Genomic DNA, 22,124 nt, shown 5'->3' on the forward strand with positions numbered 1-22,124 from the left:
GGGCATGACGGTGGCGTTTCTGGCAAAGTGCAGCGGCTGGCCGTTCGGGCCATCGCTTGACGAGGTGACTCCGTGAACACTGTTGTTTCTCCCACCCCGGTCGCGCCGGCCGGCCGCTTCGGCAGCGGCCAGGCTGTGCGCCGCATCGAAGACGACGCGCTGTTGGCCGGCCAGGGCCGCTACACCGACGACCTGCGCTTCGAGGGCCAGGCCCAGCTCTTCTTCGTGCGCTCGCCCTACCCGCATGCCCGCATCCTCTCGGTCGACACCGCCGCCGCGCTCGCCATGCCGGGTGTGCTGCAGGTTGTCACCGGTGCCGATCTGGTCGCGGCCGGCGTTCGGCCGCTGCCGGGCACCGCGGGCTTCAAGCGGGCCGATGGCTCGCCGGCTGCCACGGCCGATCGCCGCGCGCTCGCGCACGAGCGCGTGCGCTTCGTCGGCGAGCCGGTGGTCGCGGTGCTGGCCGACACGCTCCAGCAGGCGCGCGACGCGGCCGAGGCCGTGTTCGTCGACTACGAGGCGCTGCCCGCCGTGATCGACCCCGCGCAGGCGATGGCGCCCGGTGCGCCCGCCCTGTGCGATGCGGCGCCCGACAACATTTCGTGCGAAGCAAGGCATGGCAGCGCCGAGGCAACCGAGGCCGCGTTCGCCACGGCGGCGCACACCGTCAAGCTCGACATCGTCAACCAGCGCCTGGCCGCCGTCACGCTGGAGCCGCGCTCGGTGCTGGCCGACTACGACCGTGCCAGCGGCCGCACCACGCTGCACATGAGCACGCAGATGCCTTCGGGCGTGCGCGACACGCTGTGCGATGCGGTGCTCAACATTCCGCGGGACCAGATCCGGGTGCGCGTCGCCGACGTGGGCGGCGGCTTCGGCATGAAGACCGGCCTGTACCCCGAAGACGCGGTGGTGGCGTTCGCGGCGCGCACGCTCAAGCGCCCTGTGAAGTGGATTGCCGACCGCAGCGAGGAGTTCGTCTCGACCACGCACGGCCGCGACGTGCATGTGCAGGCCGAGATGGCGCTCGCCGCCGACGGCAAGATCCTGGCGCTGCGGCTGCGTTCGCAGGCCAACGTGGGCGCCTACGGCACCGGCACCGGCGTCGCGATCCAGCTGCTGATCGGGCCCTGGGTGCAGACCAGCGTCTACGACATCCAGACCATCGACTTCCATTTCAAGGCAGTGATGACCAACACCGCGCCCACCGGTGCCTACCGCGGCGCCGGCCGGCCCGAAGCGATCTACACGATGGAGCGGCTCATGGACGAGGCCGCGCGCCAGACCGGCATCGACCGCATCGCGCTGCGCCGCCGCAACTTCATCCGGCCCGACCAGATGCCGTACAAGAACCCGATGGGGCAGGTGTACGACAGCGGCCAGTTCGAGTCGGTGATGAACCAGGGGCTCGCATTGGCCGACTTCGACGGCTTCGCCGCACGCGCCGCCGGGTCCGCGCAGCGCGGCAAGCTGCGCGGCCTCGGCATCGCGACCTTTCTCGAATGGACCGGCGGCAACGTGTTCGAGGAACGCGTCACAGTCTCGGTGCTGGCCGATGGCGTGATCGAAGTGTTCTCGGCCGTCAACGCAATGGGGCAGGGCATCGCGACCTCGCTCGCGCAACTGGTGGTCGATGCCTTCGGCGTGCCGCTCGAAAAAGTGCGCGTGGTGCTGGGCGACACCGACCGCGGCGACGGCTTCGGCAGCGCCGGGTCGCGCTCGCTGTTTACCGGCGGCTCGGCCATGCGCATCGGTGCCGAGCGCACTATCGAGCACGCGCGCGGCCTGGCCGCCACCGAGTTCGAAGCCGCACCGGCCGACGTGACCTACGCCGAGGGCGCATTCACCGTGGCCGGCACCGACCTGAAGATCGACCTGTTCGAACTCGCCGGTCGCCAGCCCGAGCACCGCATCTTCATCGACTCGACCAGCGCGGTGGCTGGCCCGAGCTGGCCGAACGGCTGCCACATCAGCGAAGTCGAGGTCGATGCGCAGACCGGCGACGTCGAGGTGGTGGCGTACGCGTCGGTCAACGATGTCGGCCGCGTGGTCAATCCGATGATCGTGCGCGGCCAGCTCGACGGCGGCGCGGTGCAGGGCATCGGCCAGGCGCTGCTCGAACAGATCGTCTACGACCCCGAGACCGGCCAGCCCGTGACCGGCAGTTTCATGGACTATGCGATGCCGGTGGCCGACAGCTCGCCCGACTTCAAGACCGAAATGGACCAGTCGACGCCGTGCCTGAACAACCCGCTGGGTGTGAAGGGCGTCGGCGAACTCGGCACCATCGGCGCCACGCCCGCAGTGATCAACGCGGTGGCCGATGCGCTGGCGCGCAACGGCTTCGCCGCCAAGGCGCCGTTGCTGCAGATGCCGCTGAGTCCCACGCGGCTGTGGTCGCTCATGACAGGTTGATCGTGGCAGGGGGCGGGCTCAGGACAGCCACCCCTTGCGGCGGAAGTAAAGCATGGGGCCGACGGCGCTCGCCACCATCAGCGCGATGGCGTACGGATAGCCCAGCGTCCACTTGAGTTCCGGCATGAGGTCGAAGTTCATGCCGTAGACACTCGCGATCAGCGTGGGCGGCAGCAGCGCCACGCTGGCCACCGAGAAGATCTTGATGGTCTTGTTCTGGTTGATGTTGATGAAACCGACGGTCGCATCCATCAGGAAGTTGATCTTGTCGAACAGGAACGCGGTGTGGTTGTCGAGCGACTCGATGTCGCGCAGGATCTGGCGCGCCTCCTCGAACTGCTCGGCATTGAGCATCTTGCTGCGCATCATGAAGCTCACCGCGCGGCGCGTGTCCATCACGTTGCGGCGGATGCGGCCGTTCAAGTCTTCCTCGCGCGCGATGGCGCCCAGCACCTCGCCGGCCAACTCGTCGCTCACGTTGCCCGACAGCACCTTCTTGCCCGCCTTTTCGAGCTCGTCGTAGATGTTCTCCAGCGTGTCGGCCGAGTATTCGGCGTCGGCGTCGAACAGCTTGAGCAGCACTTCCTTCGCGTCCTCGATCAAGCCCGGGGCACGGCGTGCGCGCATGCGCAGCAGGCGGAACACCGGCACGTCCTCGTCGTGGATCGAGAACAGCACGCCACGGCTGCGCAGGTCGGTGTTGTGCTGGTTCAGGATGAAGGCTACGCGCACCGAACGCGGGTCTTCGTCGTCATCGATCAAGAAGTCGCTGCGGATGTGCAGTTCGCCGTTGTCTTCTTCGTAGAAGCGGGCCGACTCCTCGATGTCCTCGTCCATCGCGTCTTCGGGAATGGACAGGCCGTAGTACTGCTTGATCCAGCGCTTCTCTTCCAGCGAGGGCGACTCGAGATCGACCCAGATCGGCTGGAACCTGGAGAGCTCTTCGAGCGACTCGATCTCTTCCTGGACGAGGCGGCCGTTGGCGAGCGTGAAAATATTGAGCATCCGGAATTATCCGAGCGATTGCCCGCCCGCCAATCTGCGCGCACTGCATGTCGCTGGATGGATGTACGGGGTATCCATTTAGCTCCAGTGCCCAGGGATATATGGATGTACATCCAGTAATCTACGCCACTTCTGCCGATTTGGGGAAGTTGTCCACGACACCGCGATAGGTCAGCGGATCTGTGACGACGGCCTGCTCGAGGAGCCGGTAAAACAGCAGCCCTCGCGAGCGCGAGGCCCGGCGATTGAAGCGAAAGACGAATTCGTCGAGATAGGCGTCCAGGTGCGCCGGCTGCACGGCACCCTGGTGCGTGCCCAGCACCCAGCGCTTGATCAGTGCGGCCACGCGGTGAACGCCGACCATGGAGACGTGCGCGGGAACGTCGGAGCCCAGATGGACAGTGCGCTGGTGCACGTAGCCCAGATCCGCGAGATCGCGATAGACGGCCGAGCCGTCGGTGCGCACCTGTGAGCCAGGCTCGATGTTGGCCAGCACGAAGGGGGTGACCTGCTCGGTCGAGTCGTTCAGGATGCGCTCGAGCCGCAGCCGGCCGAAGCCCTTGGGCTCGTGCAGCTCCACGGCGATCACCACAGGTGTCTGGTGGGTCTGGCTTTTTCGACCCTTGCCCCGCCCGCGGGCGACAGGCTGCTCGCGATCGCTGAGGGCCAGATACGTCTCGTCGACCTCCACGATGCCGCTGAGCCGTTCACGCTCGGGCCGCACCATCGCCCGGCGCAGGCGGTGCAGCATCGCCCAGGCCGTCTGGTAGCTGCCCAGGCCGAGCACACGCTGCAGTCCGAGCGCGCTGACGCCGTGCTTCTGGTTGGTGACGTACCAGGCGGCGGCCAGCCACACCCGCAGCGGCGTGCGGGTCTTCTCGAAGATGGTGCCCGCGGTCACTGTGCTCTGGGTCGAGCAGCTTCGGCACATCAGCCGTGCGCGGCTGGAGCGATAGGGCTCAGCGCCCACCCCACAGCGCGGACACACGAAACCCTGCGGCCAGCGCAGCCGCTCCAAGTAGCCAAGACAGGCCTCCTCGGTGGCAAACCAGTCCAGGAACTGGTTCCAGTTGACCGGGTAGTCTTCTCCCGCCTTGGGGGCTAATATATGGATGTCCATCCAGTAATCCTAGTCGGACTGGAGCTAAATGGATACCCCGTATGGATGTACAGTTCTTCCTTCCATGCCGCACCTTGCCGAAGCCCCCGCCACCCTTGCCGAAACGCCGGCCCGGCGTCTGGCCACGGTGCTGGCGGCGCTGAACGACGAACAGCGCGCGGCAGTGACGCACGCGGCGGCCGAACCCCTGCTGGTGATCGCCGGCGCCGGCTCGGGCAAGACCAGCATGCTGGCGCACCGCGTGGCGCACCTGGTTGCACAGGGCGCCGATCCGCAGCGGATCCTGCTGCTGACCTTTTCGCGCCGTGCTGCGCAGGAAATGGAGCGGCGCGCCGGGCAGGTGGTGGCGCGGGTGCTGGGGCTGCGCTCCGAGGCCCCGCCCGCATTGCCCTGGGCCGGCACCTTCCATGGTGTCGGCGCACGGCTTCTGCGCGAGTACGCACTGCAGATCGGGCTCGACCAGAACTTCACGATCCACGACCGCGGCGATGCCGAAGACCTCATGGGCCTGGTGCGGCACGAGATCGGCCTGTCGTCGAGCACGCGGCGCTTTCCGCAGAAGGGCACCTGCCTGGCGATCTACTCGCGCTGCGTGAACACGCGTGAACCGCTCGAAGCAGTGCTCAAGCACACCTTTCCGTGGTGCGCCGAATGGGCCACCGAGCTCAAGCGCCTGTTCGGCGCCTACGTCGAGGCCAAGCAGCAGCAGAACCTGCTCGACTACGACGACCTGCTGCTGTGCTGGGCCGAGATGATGGCCGAGCCCGCGCTGGCGGCGCAGGTCGGCGCGCGCTTCGACCACGTGCTGGTCGACGAGTACCAGGACACCAACAGGCTGCAGGCCGCGATCCTGATCGCGCTCAAGCCCGATGGCCGCGGCGTCACCGTGGTAGGCGACGACGCGCAGTCGATCTACTCCTTCCGCGGCGCCACGGTGCGCAACATCCTCGATTTTCCGACGCAGTTCGCGCAGGCGGCGCGCGTCGTCACCCTCGAGCGCAACTACCGTTCGACCCAGCCGATCCTCGATGTTTCGAACGCGGTGATCGCCCAGTCCGCCGAGCGCCATGCCAAGACGCTCTGGACCGACAAGCCCTCGGCCGGACGACCGCAGCTGGTGCTGGTGCCCGACGAGGCGCAGCAGGCGCAATGGGTGTGCGACCGCATCCTGGCGCACCGCGAGGGCGGTCTCGCGCTCAAGTCGCAGGCGGTGCTGTTTCGCACTTCGAGCCACAGCGCCGCGCTCGAACTCGAGCTGGCGCGGCGCAACATCCCGTTCGTCAAGTACGGCGGGCTCAAGTTCCTCGAAGCGGCCCATGTGAAGGATCTGCTCGCGGTGCTGCGCTTCGTCCAGAACCCGCGCGGCCGCATGGCGGGCTTTCGCGTCACGCAACTGATTCCCGGCATCGGTCCGGCCACCTCGTCACGCTTGCTCGACGCGATGGACGCGGCCGCCGACCCGGCAGCGGTGGTGCGTGATTTCGTGCCGCCGGGCGCGGCAATGGTCGAATGGCAGCGTTTTGCCGGCATCTACAGCGAACTGCGCACGCCTGTGCTGCCCTGGCCGGCCGACATCGAGCTGGCGCTGAAATGGTATTTGCCGCATCTGGAGCGGCTGCACGACGATGCCGGCCTGCGCCGCGGCGATCTTGAGCAACTGGCCCGGCTGGCAGCGGGCTACGCCTCGCGAGAGACCTTCCTGACCGAACTCACGCTCGATCCGCCCTCGGCCACCAGCGACCGCGCAGGGCCGCCGTTGCTCGACGAGGACTACCTGATCCTCTCGACCATCCATTCGGCCAAGGGCCAGGAATGGCGCTCGGTGCATGTGCTGAATGTGGTCGACGGCTGCCTGCCGGCTGACGTGGCGCAGGGTGCCGCCGAGCTCGAAGAAGAGCGGCGCCTGCTCTACGTGGCGATGACGCGCGCCCGCGACCACCTGCACCTGATCGTGCCGCAGCGCTTCTACGTGACCCAGCAGGCAGCGCGCGGCGATCGGCATGTGTACGCCGGCCGGACCCGTTTCATCGACGCGGCCGATGCGGCGCGCTTCGAACATGTCACCTGGCCGCCGCCGCCCGAGCGGCCGGCTTTCGTGCCGCCGCCGGCCGCTGCGATTGATCTTCGCAATCGCCTTCGGGCCGCCTGGCGATAGTTGCTTGCCCCCAGGCTGTGCCTCTGGCGCGGGGCGTTACATCTCGGAGGCAACCCGGGGATTGCAATTCGATGACACCGGGGGCATAGTGAATCGAACCCCCATCTTGCGCTCCGTCACACGCTCTTTCCCCTCTCTCCAGCAGTTTTCGCCGACCCGGCTTCATTCCGAAGCCGGGTCATTTCACCAACCGTCAATTCCAGGAGGTCATTCATGAATTTGACGATCAGCGGTCATCATCTCGACGTCACTCCCGCACTGCGCAGCTACGTCACAAGCAAGCTCGACCGGATCACGCGGCATTTCGACCAGGTGGTCGATGTGAAGGTGATTCTCACGGTCGAGAAGCAGAAGGAGAAGGAGCGGCGGCAACGGGCCGAGTGCAACATTCATGTCAAGGGCAATGACATGTTCGCCGAGTCAAGCCATGCTGATCTGTATGCCGCGGTCGACGAACTGGTCGACAAGCTGGATCGCCAGGTGGTGCGCCACAAGGATCGCCTGCAAGACCACCATCACGAAGCGCCCAAGCGTGTGATGTAAAGCAGGCTCAGGGCAAATACTCTTGCGGGCCGCCTTCGGGCGGCTCTTTGCTTTTTGCCCGGCGGGTGCATAATCGCCCCGCCCAGCACCCAACATGAATCGCCTCGCGTCCATCCTGCCGCCCGCTCAAGTCCTCGTGAGCGTCGACGCTACTAGCAAGAAGCGTGCTTTCGAGGAAGCCGGCTTGCTGTTCGAAAACCTTCACGGCCTCGGCCGCGCCTTGATCACCGACAGCCTGTTTGCGCGCGAGCGGCTCGGCTCGACCGGGTTGGGCCACGGTGTCGCGATACCGCACGGGCGCATCAAGGGCCTCAAGGCGCCGATGGCGGCCGTGTTCCAGCTGGCCGACCCGATCGGCTTCGATGCGCCCGACGAGCAGCCGGTGGTGTTGCTGATTTTTCTGCTGGTGCCCGAAGCGGCCACCCAGAAACACCTCGAAATCCTTTCCGAGATTGCCGAACTGCTGAGCGACGCCGGCCTGCGCGAGCAGATCAAGTCGAGCAACGACGCCAGCGCCCTGCACGCCCTAATTGCCGGCTGGCAGTCGGCCCAGGTCGCCTGAACTTGTTGCTCGCCCCCAGGCTGCGCGCACTTCGTGTCGCTGCGCCAACCCCCTGCCGGGGGCAACACCAGCGGCCCGGCGGAGCCGGTTCCGCGATGTTTCTGGCATAACGCAGGTTTTGTTTCCAAGGGCAAGAGATGAAGCCGACGGTCATCAGTGCGGACGCGATGTTCGAGGAGTTTCGCGGGTCGCTGCGATGGGAGTGGCTGGCCGGCCTCGGCGCTTCGGAGCGCCAGTTCGAGCCTGACGTGATCAGCCGGGCCCAGTCGGCCGCCGACCTGGTCGGGTATCTCAACTACATCCACCCCTACCGCGTTCAGATCCTCGGCGCGCGAGAAGTCGCCTACCTGACGCGCGGCACGCCCGAAGACTGCGCACGGCGCATCGCCCGCATCGTCACGCTCGAGCCGCCGATGCTGGTGCTGGCCGATGGCCAGGCGGCACCTGACGAACTGCTCGTCATCTGCGAGCGCGCCCAGCTGCCGCTGTTTGCCACGCGCGAGTCGTCGGCCCATGTGATCGACCTGCTGCGCGCCTACCTGTCCAAGCACTTTGCCGAGCGCACCTCGATGCACGGGGTATTCATGGACATCCTGGGCATGGGCGTGATGATCACGGGCGAGTCGGGGCTCGGCAAGAGCGAACTGGGCCTCGAACTCATCTCGCGCGGCAATGGCCTGGTGGCGGACGATGCGGTCGACCTGTTCCGCATCAACCAGAACACCATCGAGGGCCGCTGCCCCGATCTGCTGCAGAACCTGCTGGAAGTGCGCGGCATCGGCCTGCTCGACATACGCGCGATCTTCGGCGAGACGGCGGTGCGCCGGAAGATGCGCCTCAAGCTCATCGTGCACCTGGTGCGGCGCGACAGCTTCGAGCGCGACTACGAGCGCATGCCGTCCGAGCCGCTGACGCAGGACGTGCTCGGCATCCCGGTGCGCAAGGTCATCATCCAGGTGGTGGCCGGCCGCAACATCGCGGTGCTGGTGGAGGCGGCGGTGCGCAACTCGATCCTGCAGTTGCGCGGCATCGACACCTATGCCGACTTCGTGGCCCGCCACCACAAGGCCATGGAAAGCAACCGCGAAGACTGACTGATCAGCGGCGGCTTGAGCAGTCGCCGCAGAGCCCGTAGAGCGACATCGCGTGATCCTGCAGGATCCAGCCCTTGTCCTTGGCGATCATCTGCTGGCGCCGCTCGATCTCGGCGTCGTAGAACTCCTCGACCTTGCCGCACGAGGTGCAGATCAGGTGGTCGTGGTGCTTTCCTTCGTTGAGCTCGTAGACCGCCTTGCCGCTTTCGAAGTGGCTGCGCTCCAGAATGCCGGCCTGCTCGAACTGCGTCAGCACCCGGTAGACCGTGGCCAGCCCGATGTCCGAATGCTCGTTCAGCAGCACGCGGAACACGTCTTCGGCCGTCATGTGCCGCAGGCCGCCGGTCTGGAAGATCTCCAGGATCTTCAGGCGCGGCAAGGTGGCCTTCAGGCCGGTGTTCTTGAGTTCTTCGATGTTGGCCATGGTGGTTCCTCCGCCGGCCGCGCGGGTCAGGTTCACCGAGGGCCAGCCGCTACAATGGGTCGATCATATCGCTACCCTCTTTCTCCCCATGCCTGTGATTCCCCAACGCCGATCCGGCTCGCTGGCTGCCGCGCTGGCGGTGTGCCTGTGCCTGGGCGCCTGCAGCAGCTTCACCGACAGCACCCGCGGTGCGCTCGCCTCCGTCACGCCCTACAAGGTGGAAGTGGTGCAGGGTAATTTCGTGTCCAAGCAGCAGGTCGACGCACTCAAGCCCGGCATGTCGCGCCAGCAGGTGCGCGAGATCCTCGGTACCTCGCTGCTGACCGACGTGTTTCATTCGAATCGCTGGGACTACGTGTTCACGATCCGGCGCCAGGGCGTCGAGCCGCAGCAGCGCCACCTGACGCTGTACTTCAACGGCGAGCTGCTGGAGCGCTTCGAGGGCGACCCGATGCCGAGCGAAGAAGAATTCGTCGCGCAACTCGATACGCGCAGGAAGAGCGGCAAGGTGCCGGAGTTGCAGGTTTCCGAAGAGCAACTGAAAAAGATCAAACCCGTCGAGCCTGCCAAGGCCGACAGTTCGGCCGCCCAGCTCGCGCCGCTGCCGCCGAGCTACCCGCCACTCGAATCGACGGCACGCTGACATGCGTCGCATCGCGATCGCTGGCGCGTCCGGCCGCATGGGCCGCATGCTGATCGAAGCCGTGCGTGCCGCCGACGACGGCGAATTGGCGGGCGCGCTTGATGTGGCCGGCAGTCCGGCCCTCGGCACCGACGCCGGCGCCTTTCTCGGATCCAGCACAGGCGTGCCGATCACCGCCGATCTGCGCGAAGGCCTGAAGAACGCCCAGGTGCTGATCGACTTCACGCGGCCCGAAGGCACGCTGGCGCATCTTGCGGTGTGCCGCGAACTCGGCGTGCAGGCCGTGATCGGCACCACCGGCTTCAGCGACGCGCAGAAAGCCGAGATCGCCGGCATCGCCAAAGACATCGCGATCATGATGGCGCCCAACATGAGCGTGGGCGTCAATGTGACCTTCAAGCTGCTCGAGATGGCGGCCAAGGCGCTCTCGACCGGCTACGACATCGAGATCATCGAGGCGCACCATCGGCATAAGGTCGACGCCCCTTCGGGCACTGCGCTCAAGATGGGCGAGGTGATCGCCGACGCGCTGGGCCGCGACCTGAAGGACTGCGCCGTCTACGCCCGCGAAGGCATCACGGGCGAGCGCGATCCCTCCACTATCGGCTTTGCCGCCATCCGCGGCGGCGACATCGTGGGCGACCACACGGTGTTGTTCGCCGGCATCGGCGAGCGTATCGAGATCACCCACAAGTCGTCGAGCCGCGTGACCTATGCGCAGGGCAGCCTGCGGGCCGCGCGCTTCCTGGCCGGCCAGAAGTCGGGCCTGTTCGACATGTTCGACGTGCTCGGACTGCGCTGACCCCGGCTTGCGATGAGCGTCCTCGAACTGCTGACGCAAGGCGACTCGGTCAGCCGAAGCGTCGCGGCGCTGCTGCTCGCGATGTCGATCGGCAGCTGGGTCGTCATTCTCTGGAAAGCCTGGCTCCTGCGCGGCGGCACGCGCAACGTGTTGCGCAGCATCGCGGCGTTCTGGCAGTCGCCGACGCTGGCCGAGGCCGAACAAAGGCTCAAGGCGTTTGACCGTGCCGCGCTCGTCCTGCCGGCGGTGGGTGCGCTCAAGAACGTGGCGCCGGACCGTGGCAATGCCACCCTCGGCGGCGCGGGCGATCGCAGCCAGCGCCTGACACGCGCGTTGCGCGAGGCGTTGCATGGTGCATTGCGCCGCGTCTCGGCCGGCCAGATCCTGCTGGCGACAGTCGGTGCCACGGCGCCTTTTGTCGGCTTGCTCGGCACCGTCTGGGGCATCTATCGCGCACTCACCGGCATCGCCCAGGCCGGCGCCTTCACCATCGACAAGGTGGCCGGCCCGGTCGGCGAGGCGCTGGTGATGACCGCCGCCGGCCTCGCGGTTGCGATTCCCGCGGTGCTGGCCTACAACTGGTTCGGCCGAGTGATCGGCCGCATCGAGGCCGAACTCGAAGGCTTCGCGCACGACCTGCTGGGCGTGTTCGGCGAGCCTGCAGCGGCGGCGCCGTTGCCGCCAGCCCGGCCGATGCCCGTGCAAACCTGACATGGCCTTCGGTCGCAGCGCCCTCGGCAGCAGCGGCTCCAGCGGAGGCCGGGCCACCGGCGCGGGCGGCCAGCGCCCGCTGTCGGACATCAACGTGACGCCGCTGGTGGACGTGATGCTGGTGTTGCTGGTGATCTTCATCATCACTGCACCGTTGCTGGCCAGCTCGATCCGGCTCGACCTGCCGCAGACCGATGCGGGCCAGCCGAACGAGGTGCCGCGCTTCGTGAGCCTGGCGGTGGATGCCAAGGGCATCGTCTACCTCAACGACCAGCCGGTCGACAACGCGCAACTGGCCGAGCGGCTGAAGCAGGCCGCCACCGACAGCCGCGAGACCGAAGTGCAGTTGCGCGCCGATCAGACCGTGCCTTACGGCCGTGTCGTGGAACTCATGGGCATTGCCAACAAGGCGGGGCTGAGCCGCATCGGTTTCGTGACCGAGCCGCCGGCGCGTTAGCAGTTGTCGGTTTGTGAGCCGGTCATCGGTTCTTTCGCAGTCCGTCGGGTTGACCGCTGCGCGTGGATCAGGGCGGCGGGGCACGCTGCTCCGCGAATGTCCCCCGGCCTGCGGCCTCCTCCTTTATTTCGCTGCGCAGCATGCCCCACCGCCCTGATCCTGGACGCGGCGTGACTGTTTCGCGCTGAACACCACGAGCGTGCCCAGGCCGATGGTGGTGGGTGGCCCCTGCAGCGAAATAAAGGAGGAGGCCGCAGGCCGGGGGACATTCGCGGAAGGGGCCACCCGCCGCCGTCGGCCCGCCCTGCCGCCCCTGTCTGAGCCCAAGCCCGAGCCCGAGCCCAAGCCCGAGCCCGAGCCCAAGCCCGAGCCCAAGCCCGAGCCCGAGCCCAAGCCCAAGCCCAAGCCCGAGCCCGAGCCCGAGCCCGAGCCCGAGCCCGAGCCCGAGCCCGAACCTCAGCCCAGCTTCACCGGTTTCGTATGCCAGATCTCATGGGCATATTCGGCAATGGTCCGATCCGACGAAAACGCGCCCATCCCCGCCACATTGAGGATCGCCTTGCGCGTCCACGCGTCCGCGTCGCGGTACAGCGCATCGACCTTTTCCTGCGTCTCGATGTAGCTCGCGTAGTCGGCCAGCAGCAGATAGTGATCGCCCCAGTTCACCAGCGTGTCGAAGATCGGCTGGTAGCGGGCCGCCTCGCCGTGGGAGAACTCGCCGTCGCGAATCGCGTCGAGCACGCGCCGCAGTTCCAGGTCTTTGTCGTAGTAGTCGCGCGGCTGATAGCCGTTGGCGCGCAGCTCCGCCACTTCGGGCGTGGTGTTGCCGAAGATGAAGATGTTCTCGTCGCCGACGTTCTGCAGCATCTCGACATTGGCGCCGTCCAGCGTACCGATGGTGAGCGCGCCGTTGAGGGCGAACTTCATGTTGCCGGTGCCGGATGCCTCGGTGCCGGCGGTGGAGATCTGCTCGCTCAGATCCGCGGCCGGCATGATGATCTCGGCCAGGCTCACGCTGTAGTTCGGCAGGAACACCACCTTCAGCAGCTTGCCGATGCGCTCGTCGTTGTTGATGACCGCGGCCACGTCGTTGATCAGGCGGATCACCAGCTTGGCCATCACGTAGGCCGAGGCCGCCTTGCCGGCGAACACCACCACGCGGGGCACGTGCGGCGCATTGGGTTCGTCGAGGATGCGGTGGTAGCGCGTGACGACGTGCAACACGTTGAGCAACTGGCGCTTGTACTCGTGGATGCGCTTGACCTGCACGTCGAACATGGCGTCGGTGTCGAGCACGACGCCCATGTGCTGCTCGACCCAGTTGGCCAGGCGCAGCTTGTTCTCGCGCTTGGCGTGGCGGAACGCGCGGGCGAACGGAGGCTGCTCGGCCATCGGCTTGAGTGCCTGCAACTGGTTCAGATCGCGCCGCCAGCCGCGGCCGATGCGCGCGTCGAGCAAGCTGGCGAGCGGTGGATTGGCTTGCGCCAGCCAGCGCCGCGGCGTCACGCCGTTGGTCTTGTTGTTGAAGCGCTCGGGGAAGATCCTGTTGAAGTCGGCAAAGATCGACTGCTTCATCAGCTCGGAGTGCAGGCCCGACACACCGTTGATCGAGTGGCTCGCGAGCACGGCCACATACGCCATGCGCACGCGCCGCTCGCCGGATTCGTCGACCAGCGAGAGCCGGCGCATCAGTTCGGGGTCGGAGCCCAGCTTTTGCGCCACGGTGCCAAGAAAGCGCGAGTTCAGGTCGTAGATGATCTGCAGATGGCGCGGCAGGATGCGGCCCATCATCTCGACCGGCCAGGTCTCCAGCGCTTCGTGCATCAGCGTGTGGTTGGTGTAGCTGAACACCTTCTGCGTGTGGGCCCAGGCCGTATCCCACGGCACGTTGTGCTCGTCGAGCAGCAGGCGCATCAGCTCGGGCACCGCCAGCACCGGGTGCGTGTCGTTCAGGTGGATGCTGACCTTGTCGGGCAGGTTGTCGAAGTTGGTGTGGGTGCGCAGGTAGCGGCGCAGCAGATCCTGCATGCTGGCGCTGCAGAAGAAGTACTCCTGGTGCAGCCGCAACTCGCGCCCCGAGGGCGTGGAGTCATCGGGATAGAGCACGCGCGAGACGTTTTCGGAGTGGTTCTTGCTCTCGACCGCCGCCATGTAGTTGCCACGGTTGAAGGCCGACAGGTCGATCTCTTCGGTGGCGCGCGCCGACCAGAGGCGCAGCGTGTTGGTGGCCTCGGTGCCGTAGCCCGGAATGATGGTGTCGTAGGCGACTGCCAGCACATCGTGCGTGTCGACCCAGTGGGCGGCGCCATAGGGCTCGCCCTTCCCTTCGCGTTTCTGCACATGGCCGCCGAAGCGCACCCGGAAGTTCACCTCGGGCCGCTGGAACTCCCACGGGTTGCCGCGCGTGAGCCAGTAGTCGGGCGTCTCGACCTGCTGGCCGTCGACGATGCGCTGGCGGAACATGCCGTATTCGTAGCGGATGCCGTAGCCCATGCCCGGCAGGCCGAGCGTGGCCATCGAATCGAGAAAGCAGGCCGCCAGCCGGCCCAGGCCGCCGTTGCCGAGCGCCGCGTCGGGCTCGCGCTCGGTCAGGGCCTGGATGTCGACGCCGAAGTCGGCCAGCGCCTGCTTCACCGTGTCCTGCAGCTCGAGAGCGAGCAGGGCATTGGTGAAGGTGCGCCCGATCAGGAACTCCATCGAGAGGTAGTAGACGCGCTTCAGATCCTGCTTGTAGTTGGCGCGCGTGGTGGTCATCCAGCGCTCCACCAGTTGGTCGCGCACGGCCGCCGCGGTGGCGTGCAGCCAGTCGTCCTGGCTGGCGGCGACCGGATCCTTGCCGACCGTGTAGATCAGCTTGTTGGCAACCGCGCGTTTGAAGGCCGCAACGTCGCGGTCGGGGTGGTCATAGGCAAATTCTTCGATCGTCATGCGATGAGTTCCAAGTCGGATCAATTTCGATTAAACAAGAAAGCAAGAGCGGGGCCGGCGCGTTTCAGCGCAAGGCCTGCTGGTACATCTCGATGTAGGCCGCCGCCGCCGTGCCCCAATCGGCCGGACGGCGCATGGCGGTGGCGCGCACGCGGCGCCAGTCGGCCGGCCGGCCATGGAGCGCAAAGGCGCGGCGCAGCGCCCGGCGGTAACCGGCGTCGCTGAATTCGTCAAAAGTGAAACCGGTGGCAACGCCGTCGGCCATGTCCTCGAGCGTGCAGTCGACCACCGTGTCGGCCAGGCCGCCGACGCGATGCACCAGCGGCAGGCTGCCGTAGCGCAGCCCGTACATCTGGGTCAGCCCACAAGGCTCGAACAGCGAGGGCACCAGCGTCACGTCGCTGCCCGCAAAAAGCTGGTGCGCGAGCGGCTCGTTGTAGCCGATGGTGACGCTGACCGAGTCCGGTGCGGCGGCAGAGCGCCGGCGGAACGCGTCTTCCATCCAGCCGTCGCCGCTGCCGAGCAGCGCGAGCTGGCCGCCCTGGGCCACCAGCGTGTCGAGTCCGTCCAGCACCAGCGGCAGGCCTTTCTGTTCGGTGAGCCGGCTCACGATGGTGAACACCGGCGCGTCGGGCGCCACGGCCAGCCCCAGCGCCTGCTGCAACGCGGCCTTGCAACTGGCCTTGCCGCCGGGGCGTCGGACGTCGTAGCCGGCCGCGAGCAGCGGGTCGCTGGCCGGGTTCCAGACCGTGTCGTCGACCGCGTTGAGGATGCCGGTCAGCACGCCGCTGCGCCCCCGCAGCAGGCCGTCGAGGCCGAAGCCCTGTTCCGGCGTCTGGATTTCGCGGGCATAGGTCGGGCTCACGGTGCTGAGCCGGTCGGAGAAATAGAGGCCGGCCTTCATGAACGAGACCTGGCCGTGGAATTCGAGCCCATTGAGCTGGAAGGCTTCGCCCGGCAGCCCGAGTTCGGTGAAGTTCCAGGGCGCGAACAGGCCCTGGTAGGCCAGGTTGTGGATGGTGAACACGCTGCGAACGCGTGGCCGGCCGCGCCAGTCGGCAAAGGCCAGGTAGGCCGGCGCGAGCCCCGCATGCCAGTCGTGCGCGTGCACGAGTTCGGGCTGCCAGTCGGGGTCGAGCCCCTGCGCCAGCCGGGCAGCGGCCCAGCCCAGCAGGGCAAAGCGCTTGTGGTTGTCGCCGTAGGGCTGGCGGTTGGCGTCTTCGTAGGGGTTGCCGGGGCGGTCATACAGCGCCGGTGCGTCGATCACGTAGGCCGGCACATCGGCCGCGCCGGCTGCTGTGATACCGCCCTTCAGAAGGCGGGCGCTTTCGCCCCAGGGCGCGCGCAGTTCGGCCACGGGCGCCAGGCCCGCCACGCCCGCGACGATCTGCGGAAAGCCGGGCAGCAGCACGCGCACGTCCTGCCCGCCGGCGGCCAGCGCCTGCGGCAGCGCGCCGGCGATGTCGGCGAGGCCGCCGGTTTTGAGGAGGGGAAAGATTTCGGCGCTGACCTGGAGAATTCGCATCAGGTACAGCAACTCAGGCGGCGAGCCGTTTCAGCATGTCGCGCGTCACCAGCACCACGCCGCCCTCGGTACGCTCGAAGCGGGCCGCATCGGCGGCGGCGTCTTCGCCGATCACGGTTTCGTCGGGCAGCACGCAGCCACGGTCGACCACCACCTTGTGCAGCCGGCAACCGCGGCCGACTTCGACGTCGGGCAGCAGCACGGCCTGCGTGATCTGGCAGAACGAGTGCACGCGCACGCCCGAGAACAGCACCGAATCGCTCACGCTGGAACCGGACACGATGCAGCCGCCCGAGACGATGGTGTTGTAGGTGATGCCGGGCTTGCCGTCGCGGCCGAACACGAACTTGGCCGGCGGCAGTTGCCGTTGGTAGGTCCAAATGGGCCAGTCGGTGTCATAGATGTCGAGCTCGGGGGTGATGGAGGCCAGGTCGAGGTTGGCCGCCCAGAACGCATCAATCGTGCCCACGTCGCGCCAGTAGATCGGGCTGTCGCCGCCGCGCGAGGCTCGCGTGACGCAGGACATGCCGAACGGATGCGCCAGCGCACGGCCCGCGGCCACGGCCCGGGGAATGATGTCCTTGCCGAAGTCGTGGTCGGAGTCGGGGTTCTGGCTGTCTTCCTCGAGCAGTTGGTAGAGGTATTCGGAATCGAACACGTAGATGCCCATGCTGGCCAGCGCCACGTCGGGCTTGCCCGGCATCGAAGGCGGATCGGCCGGTTTTTCGAGAAATGCGGTGACACGGCGGTCGGCATCGACATCCATCACGCCGAAGGCCGTGGCTTCCATGCGCGGAACCTCGATGCAGCCCACCGTGCAGCCGAGGCCGCGCTCGGCATGGTCCTTGACCATGATCGAGTAGTCCATCTTGTAGATGTGGTCGCCGGCCAGCACCACCACGTAGTCGTGCGGGGTCGAGCGGGTCTGGATGATGTCGAGGTTCTGGTAAACCGCATCGGCGGTGCCGCGGTACCAGTGCTCGTCGCCGACGCGCTGTTGCGCGGGCAGCACGTCGACCATCTCGTTGAGTTCGGCGCGCAGAAAGCTCCAGCCGCGCTGCAGATGCCGCATCAGGGAGTGCGACTTGTACTGCGTGACCACCGCCATGCGCCGGATGCCCGAGTTGAGGCAGTTCGAAAGCGCGAAGTCGATGATGCGGAACTTGCCGCCGAAGTACACGGCCGGCTTGGCGCGGCGGTCGGTCAGCTGCTTCAGGCGCGAGCCGCGGCCGCCGGCCAGCACCAGCGCGATGGTGCGGCGAACCAGTTGATGCGCCTGCAGCGCGGGTTGCGGGGTCGGTGGGTTCATGGGGTTGTCTCCCGGTCAGTGGTTTTTTTGAAATGGTTGATCAGCGTAGCACTGGCCGTGCCCGTTGGCTGCTACGTTCTTGCGACCCACAGGCTCGACGGCGGCACGGTCGCCTCGTCGCCCAGAGGGAAGGGCGACGCATCGGCGCTGTCGCTCGCGAGCCGGCGCGTCCATCCGCCCGGCGGCAGCGCGAAGCGCACCGGCTCGGGCTGGGCGTTGACCAGCACCAGCCAGCCCGGCGCCGGCGCGGGGGCTTCGAACAGGATCGCGAGCGCCCGGCTGTCGCCGCGCTGCCAGTCGTCGGGGCCCAGGTCGCGGCCTTCGGGCGTGCGCCAGCGCAGCACCGGATCGCCCATGGCCGGCGTCGCCGGCCACCAGTGCCCGCTGCGCAGGGGTTCGGCCTCGCGCCGCAGCGCCAGCACGCGCCGCACGAACTCGGTGAGGCTGCCATCGGCCTGCGGCCAGTCGAGCCAGGTCAGCGGGCCGTCCTGGCAGTAGGCGTTGTTGTTACCCTGCTGGGTCTGGCCGATCTCGTTGCCCGCCAGCAGCATGGGCGTGCCCTGCGAGAGCAGCAGCGTGGCCAGCAGCGCACGTTGCAGCCGGCCGCGCTCGGCCAGCACGCCGGCGTCGCCGGTCTCGCCCTCCGCGCCGCAGTTGCGGCTGAAATTCCGGCTGGTGCCGTCCCGGTTGTGCTCGCCGTTGGCCTCGTTGTGCTTGTCGTTGTACGAAACCAGGTCGCGCAGGGTGAAGCCGTCGTGGGCGGTGATGAAATTGACGCTCGCGGTCGGCGCCCGGCCATCGTGCTGAAAGCGGTCGCTCGAGGCGGTGAAGCGCCGCGCGAACTCGCCGCGGTTGACGCCGTCATGCTGCAGCCAGAACGCGCGCAGCGTGTCGCGGTAACGGTCGTTCCATTCGAGCCAGCCCGGCGGAAATTCGCCGACCCGGTAGCCGCCCATGCCGATGTCCCAGGGCTCGGCGATCCAGAGCGCGTTGGCCAGCACCGGGTCTTGCGCTGCCGCCGCGAAAAACGGCGCGCGCGGGTCGAACGCGCCACCCTGCCGGCGCGCCAGCACGGTCGCCAGGTCGAAGCGGAAGCCGTCGACGCCGAGCGCGGTGACCCAGTGGCGCAGGCTGTCCATCGCAAGCTGCACCACGCGCGGCTGGCTGAAGTCGAGGCAGTTGCCGCAGCCGGTCCAGTTCTCATACAGGGCGCGGTCGTCGGGGCGCAGGTGGTAGTACAGCGTGTTGTCGATGCCGCGCATCGAGAGCGTGGGGCCGAGTTCGTCGGTTTCGGCGCTGTGGTTGTAGACCACGTCGATCACGAGTTCCATGCCGCGTGCGTGGATCGCATCGGCCATCGCGCGGAATTCGCCGGCGGGCGTGGTACCGGCTCGGCCACTCCAGTAGCGCGCCTCGGGCGCGAACCAGCCGATGGTGGTGTAGCCCCAGTAGTTGGACAGGCCCATCTTCAGCAGCCGCTCTTCGTCGGCGCGGTGCTGCACCGGCAGCAGGCTCAGCGTGGTGACGCCGAGGCTCTGCAGGTGGTCGAGCACGGCCGGTTCGGCGAGGCCGGCGAAGCTGCCTCGCAGTTCGGGCGGCACCGCGGGATGCAGCCGGGTCTGGCCGCGCACATGCAGCTCGTAGAGCACGCGATCGCGAGGGGCGATGCGTGTGCGCGAAGGCGCCATGGGCGGCAGCGGTGCGGCGACGCGGGCCTTGAGCGCCACCGCGCCGTTGTCGCGCCGGTCGGGTCGGTCGGGCTGCTTCGGGTCCTGACCCTGGAAGATGTCGCTGCCGTCGTAGCGCCCGACGATCTCGCGCGCATAGGGGTCGAGCACCAGCTTGGCCGGGTTGTACCGATGGCCGTCGTGCGGCGCCCAGGGGCCGTGCACGCGAAAGCCGTACACCAGGCCGGGCCGCCCGTTCGGCAACTGGCCGTGCCAGACGCCGTCGGTGCAGGCGGGCAGTTTCAGGCGCTGTTGCTCGTTTTGGCCGGTGCTGTCGAACAGGCACAGCTCGACCGCGGTGGCGTTCGGTGCAGCCAGCGCGAAATTGGTGCCGTCGGGGCCGGGGGTGGCGCCCAGGGGGCTGGGCCAGCCGGGTCTGAGGGACATGGGTTCCTTCAGGCCAGCACCCACATCACGGTGCCCAGCGGCGGCACGTTGATGACCACCGATTGCGGCTGCCCGTGGTGGGCGATGCCTTCGGTCGCGACCACGCCGTTGCCGACACCGCTGCCGCCATAGACGTCGTTGTCGGTGTTGATGATCTCCCGATAGGCCCCTGCGACCGGTACGCCGAGCCGGTAGCCGTGCCGCACCATCGGCGTGAAGTTGCACGCCGCGACCACGAACGACCCGTCGCGGGCCCGGCGGATGAAGGCGAACACCGACTGGTTCACGTCGTCGTGCACGATCCACTCGAAGCCCGCGCCTTCGCAGTCGAGCTCGTGCAGCGCCGGAAAATGGCGGTACACATTGTTGAGGTCGCGCACCAGGCGGCGCATGCCCTGGTGCGGCGCGTGAGCCAGCAGGTGCCAGTCGAGGCTGCGGTCGGCATTCCATTCGGCGACCTGGGCGAACTCGCCGCCCATGAACAGCAGCTTCTTGCCGGGGTAGGCCCACATGTAGCCATACAGGTTGCGCAGGCCGGCGAACTTCTGCCACTCGTCGCCGGGCATGCGGCCGATCATCGAGCCCTTGCCGTGTACCACCTCGTCGTGCGAGAACGGAAGCACGAAGTTCTCGCTGTGCGCGTACATCAGGCCAAAGGTGATCTTCTGGTGATGGTGCTTGCGGTGCAGGGGGTCGATGCCGGCGTAGGCCAGCGTGTCGTTCATCCAGCCCATGTTCCATTTGTAATGGAACCCGAGGCCGCCGTCCTCGGGAGGCCTCGTCACGCCGGGGAAGCTGGTCGACTCTTCGGCGATCGTCATCGCGCCGGGCCGCTCGACACCGACCACGCGGTTCATGCTGCGCAGGAAGTCGATCGCTTCAAGGTTCTCGCGCCCGCCTTGCGCGTTGGGCACCCATTCACCGGGTTCGCGGCTGTAGTCGCGATAGAGCATCGAGGCGACGGCGTCCACGCGCAGGCCGTCGATGCCATAGCGCTCCAGCCAGTAGAGCGCATTCCCCACCAGGTAGTTGCGCACCTCGACCCGGGCGTAGTTGAAGATCAGCGTCTGCCAGTCGTTGTGGAAGCCCTCGCGCGGGTCGGCGTACTCGTACAGCGCGGTGCCGTCGAATCGGCCGAGCCCGTGCGCGTCGGTCGGAAAGTGGGCTGGCACCCAGTCGAGGATCACGCCGAGCCCGGCCGCATGCGCGGTTTCCACGAAGTGGCGAAAGTCCCCTGGCGTGCCGAAGCGCGAGGTCGGCGCATACATGCCCACCGGCTGGTAGCCCCAGGAGCCGTCGAACGGGTGCTCGCTCACCGGCAGCAGCTCGATGTGGGTGAAGCCCATGTCGCGCGCATACGGCACCAGCGTGTCCGCCAGCTCGCGGTAGTCGAGCCAGTCGTGCCCGTGGTTCTTGCGGCGCCAGGAGCCCAGATGCACCTCGTAGATGCTGAGCGGGGCGTGGCGGCTGTTGGCCGCCGCCCTGTCCGGCGGCACGGATGCCATGGCCGGTAGCGGCTGCACCACGCTCGCCGTGTCGGGCCGCAGCTGCGCCGAGAAGCCGAACGGGTCGGACTTGCGCAGCACCTCGCCGTCGGCCGAGAGGATCTCGAACTGGTAGAGGTCGCCCGGCGCCAGGTGCGGGGCAAAGATCTCCCACACGCCGCACTCGCGCCGCAGCCGCATCATGTGGCGCCGGCCGTCCCAGTTGTTGAAGTTGCCGACCACCGACACGCGCCGCGCGTTCGGCGCCCAGACCGCGAAGGCCACGCCCCGCACGTGGTCGATCTCGCGCAGGTGCGCGCCGAGCTGCTCGAAGGGCCGCAGGTGGGTGCCCTCGGCCAGCAGCCAGACGTCCATCTCGCCGAGCACGGGCGGGAAGCGGTAGGGGTCGTCGATCTCGGAACTGTGATGCTCCCAGTCGACGCGCAGCCGGTAGCCCAGGCGCGCCGGCTTCTCGGGCACCAGGCCGGCGAACAGGTCGGTGCCCGGCACGCGCTCCAGGATGGCCAGCGGCCAGCCCGAGCCCCCATGCATTACCGCCACGGCCTGTGCGCCCGGCAGCAACGCCCGCACCTCGAGGCCGTCCGCGGTCTTGTGCGGCCCCAGCACGGCAAAGGGGTCACCATGTTCGGCGCGCATCAGCGCCTGGATTTCGGAGTCGGGCAGCGTTGACATGGGCAGGCTCGGCAGAAACGTCCGCAATCAGGGGGAGGGAAGCTCCCATGATGGCACGCGAAAACCAGACCTGACCCGATGGAGCGCGTCCAGCCGCGATAATCTCCCTCCCCGCCCACCCGGCGCGGGCCTTTGCGAAC

General features: G+C 67.6%; 17 protein-coding genes. 9 read left to right on the forward strand and 8 right to left on the reverse strand.

The annotated features are described in order from the left end of the window. Positions 1-72: 72 nt before the first annotated feature. Positions 73-2,415, forward strand: coding sequence for a xanthine dehydrogenase family protein molybdopterin-binding subunit (locus tag ACSFA8_RS08505; protein ID WP_435479048.1), 2,343 nt, complete (start codon positions 73-75; stop codon positions 2,413-2,415). An 18-nt stretch (positions 2,416-2,433) separates the two neighbouring features. On the opposite strand, the gene corA is transcribed toward ACSFA8_RS08505, so the two are convergent. Both corA and ACSFA8_RS08515 read right to left on the reverse strand, forming a co-directional pair. Then, positions 2,434-3,420, reverse strand: a complete 987-nt coding sequence (gene corA, locus ACSFA8_RS08510) for a magnesium/cobalt transporter CorA (protein WP_286540049.1) — start codon at positions 3,418-3,420, stop codon at positions 2,434-2,436. 121 nt (positions 3,421-3,541) lie between these two features. Beyond that, positions 3,542-4,540 (reverse strand): IS1595 family transposase, encoded by a 999-nt coding sequence (locus ACSFA8_RS08515; RefSeq protein ID WP_435479049.1) that lies wholly within the window; start codon positions 4,538-4,540, stop codon positions 3,542-3,544. A 64-nt stretch (positions 4,541-4,604) separates the two neighbouring features. Between ACSFA8_RS08515 and ACSFA8_RS08520 the strand changes: the two genes are divergently transcribed. The 4 genes from ACSFA8_RS08520 (at position 4,605) to hprK (ending at position 8,894) form a co-directional block, all read left to right on the forward strand. Further along, positions 4,605-6,695, forward strand: coding sequence for an ATP-dependent helicase (locus ACSFA8_RS08520; protein WP_435479050.1), 2,091 nt, complete (start codon positions 4,605-4,607; stop codon positions 6,693-6,695). 213 nt (positions 6,696-6,908) lie between these two features. After that, complete coding sequence (hpf, locus tag ACSFA8_RS08525; RefSeq protein WP_093109940.1) at positions 6,909-7,238, forward strand: ribosome hibernation-promoting factor, HPF/YfiA family; 330 nt, start codon at positions 6,909-6,911, stop codon at positions 7,236-7,238. A gap of 94 nt (positions 7,239-7,332) precedes the next feature. Next, positions 7,333-7,800: a PTS sugar transporter subunit IIA gene (locus ACSFA8_RS08530; protein WP_435479051.1), complete on the forward strand. Its 468-nt coding sequence runs from the start codon at positions 7,333-7,335 to the stop codon at positions 7,798-7,800. A 137-nt stretch (positions 7,801-7,937) separates the two neighbouring features. Continuing rightward, the gene (gene hprK, locus ACSFA8_RS08535) at positions 7,938-8,894 is read left to right on the forward strand and encodes an HPr(Ser) kinase/phosphatase (protein WP_435479052.1); all 957 of its coding nucleotides are present in this window, start codon (positions 7,938-7,940) and stop codon (positions 8,892-8,894) included. 4 nt (positions 8,895-8,898) lie between these two features. Here hprK and fur read toward each other — a convergent pair whose 3' ends face one another. Then, positions 8,899-9,318, reverse strand: a complete 420-nt coding sequence (fur, locus tag ACSFA8_RS08540) for a ferric iron uptake transcriptional regulator (protein WP_435479053.1) — start codon at positions 9,316-9,318, stop codon at positions 8,899-8,901. 88 nt (positions 9,319-9,406) lie between these two features. On the opposite strand from fur, the gene ACSFA8_RS08545 reads away from it, so the two are divergent. From ACSFA8_RS08545 to ACSFA8_RS08560, 4 genes are read left to right on the forward strand one after another with little or no spacing between them, the layout of a single operon-like run. Then, the gene (locus ACSFA8_RS08545) at positions 9,407-9,961 is read left to right on the forward strand and encodes an outer membrane protein assembly factor BamE (protein ID WP_435479054.1); all 555 of its coding nucleotides are present in this window, start codon (positions 9,407-9,409) and stop codon (positions 9,959-9,961) included. Between the two features lies 1 nt (position 9,962). Continuing rightward, entirely contained in the window at positions 9,963-10,763 is an 801-nt protein-coding gene (gene dapB, locus ACSFA8_RS08550) for a 4-hydroxy-tetrahydrodipicolinate reductase (protein WP_435479055.1), read from the forward strand. Positions 10,764-10,775: 12 nt separating this feature from the next. Beyond that, a complete protein-coding gene (locus tag ACSFA8_RS08555) occupies positions 10,776-11,474 on the forward strand; it encodes a MotA/TolQ/ExbB proton channel family protein (RefSeq protein WP_435479056.1) in 699 nt (232 codons plus the stop codon). Position 11,475: 1 nt separating this feature from the next. Further along, positions 11,476-11,931: an ExbD/TolR family protein gene (locus tag ACSFA8_RS08560; protein ID WP_435479057.1), complete on the forward strand. Its 456-nt coding sequence runs from the start codon at positions 11,476-11,478 to the stop codon at positions 11,929-11,931. Between the two features lie 456 nt (positions 11,932-12,387). Here the strand turns inward: ACSFA8_RS08560 and ACSFA8_RS08565 are convergent, their stop codons facing one another. The 5 genes from ACSFA8_RS08565 to glgB form a co-directional block, all read right to left on the reverse strand. Beyond that, positions 12,388-14,859 carry a glycogen/starch/alpha-glucan phosphorylase gene (locus ACSFA8_RS08565; protein WP_435479058.1) on the reverse strand — a complete coding sequence of 824 codons (2,472 nt, stop codon included), beginning with the start codon at positions 14,857-14,859 and terminating at the stop codon, positions 12,388-12,390. Between the two features lie 64 nt (positions 14,860-14,923). Next, positions 14,924-16,384 (reverse strand): glycogen synthase GlgA, encoded by a 1,461-nt coding sequence (gene glgA / locus ACSFA8_RS08570; protein WP_435479059.1) that lies wholly within the window; start codon positions 16,382-16,384, stop codon positions 14,924-14,926. Between the two features lie 13 nt (positions 16,385-16,397). Continuing rightward, on the reverse strand, positions 16,398-17,693 hold the full coding sequence (gene glgC, locus ACSFA8_RS08575) for a glucose-1-phosphate adenylyltransferase (RefSeq protein ID WP_286540036.1): 1,296 nt from the start codon (positions 17,691-17,693) through the stop codon (positions 16,398-16,400). A 71-nt stretch (positions 17,694-17,764) separates the two neighbouring features. Next, on the reverse strand, positions 17,765-19,807 hold the full coding sequence (glgX, locus tag ACSFA8_RS08580) for a glycogen debranching protein GlgX (RefSeq protein ID WP_435479060.1): 2,043 nt from the start codon (positions 19,805-19,807) through the stop codon (positions 17,765-17,767). A gap of 8 nt (positions 19,808-19,815) precedes the next feature. Next, positions 19,816-21,984 (reverse strand): 1,4-alpha-glucan branching protein GlgB, encoded by a 2,169-nt coding sequence (gene glgB / locus ACSFA8_RS08585; protein WP_435479061.1) that lies wholly within the window; start codon positions 21,982-21,984, stop codon positions 19,816-19,818. Between the last annotated feature and the right edge of the window lie 140 nt (positions 21,985-22,124).

This window comes from Variovorax nitratireducens (genome assembly GCF_051216545.1).
Classification (GTDB): Bacteria; Pseudomonadota; Gammaproteobacteria; order Burkholderiales; family Burkholderiaceae_C; genus Variovorax.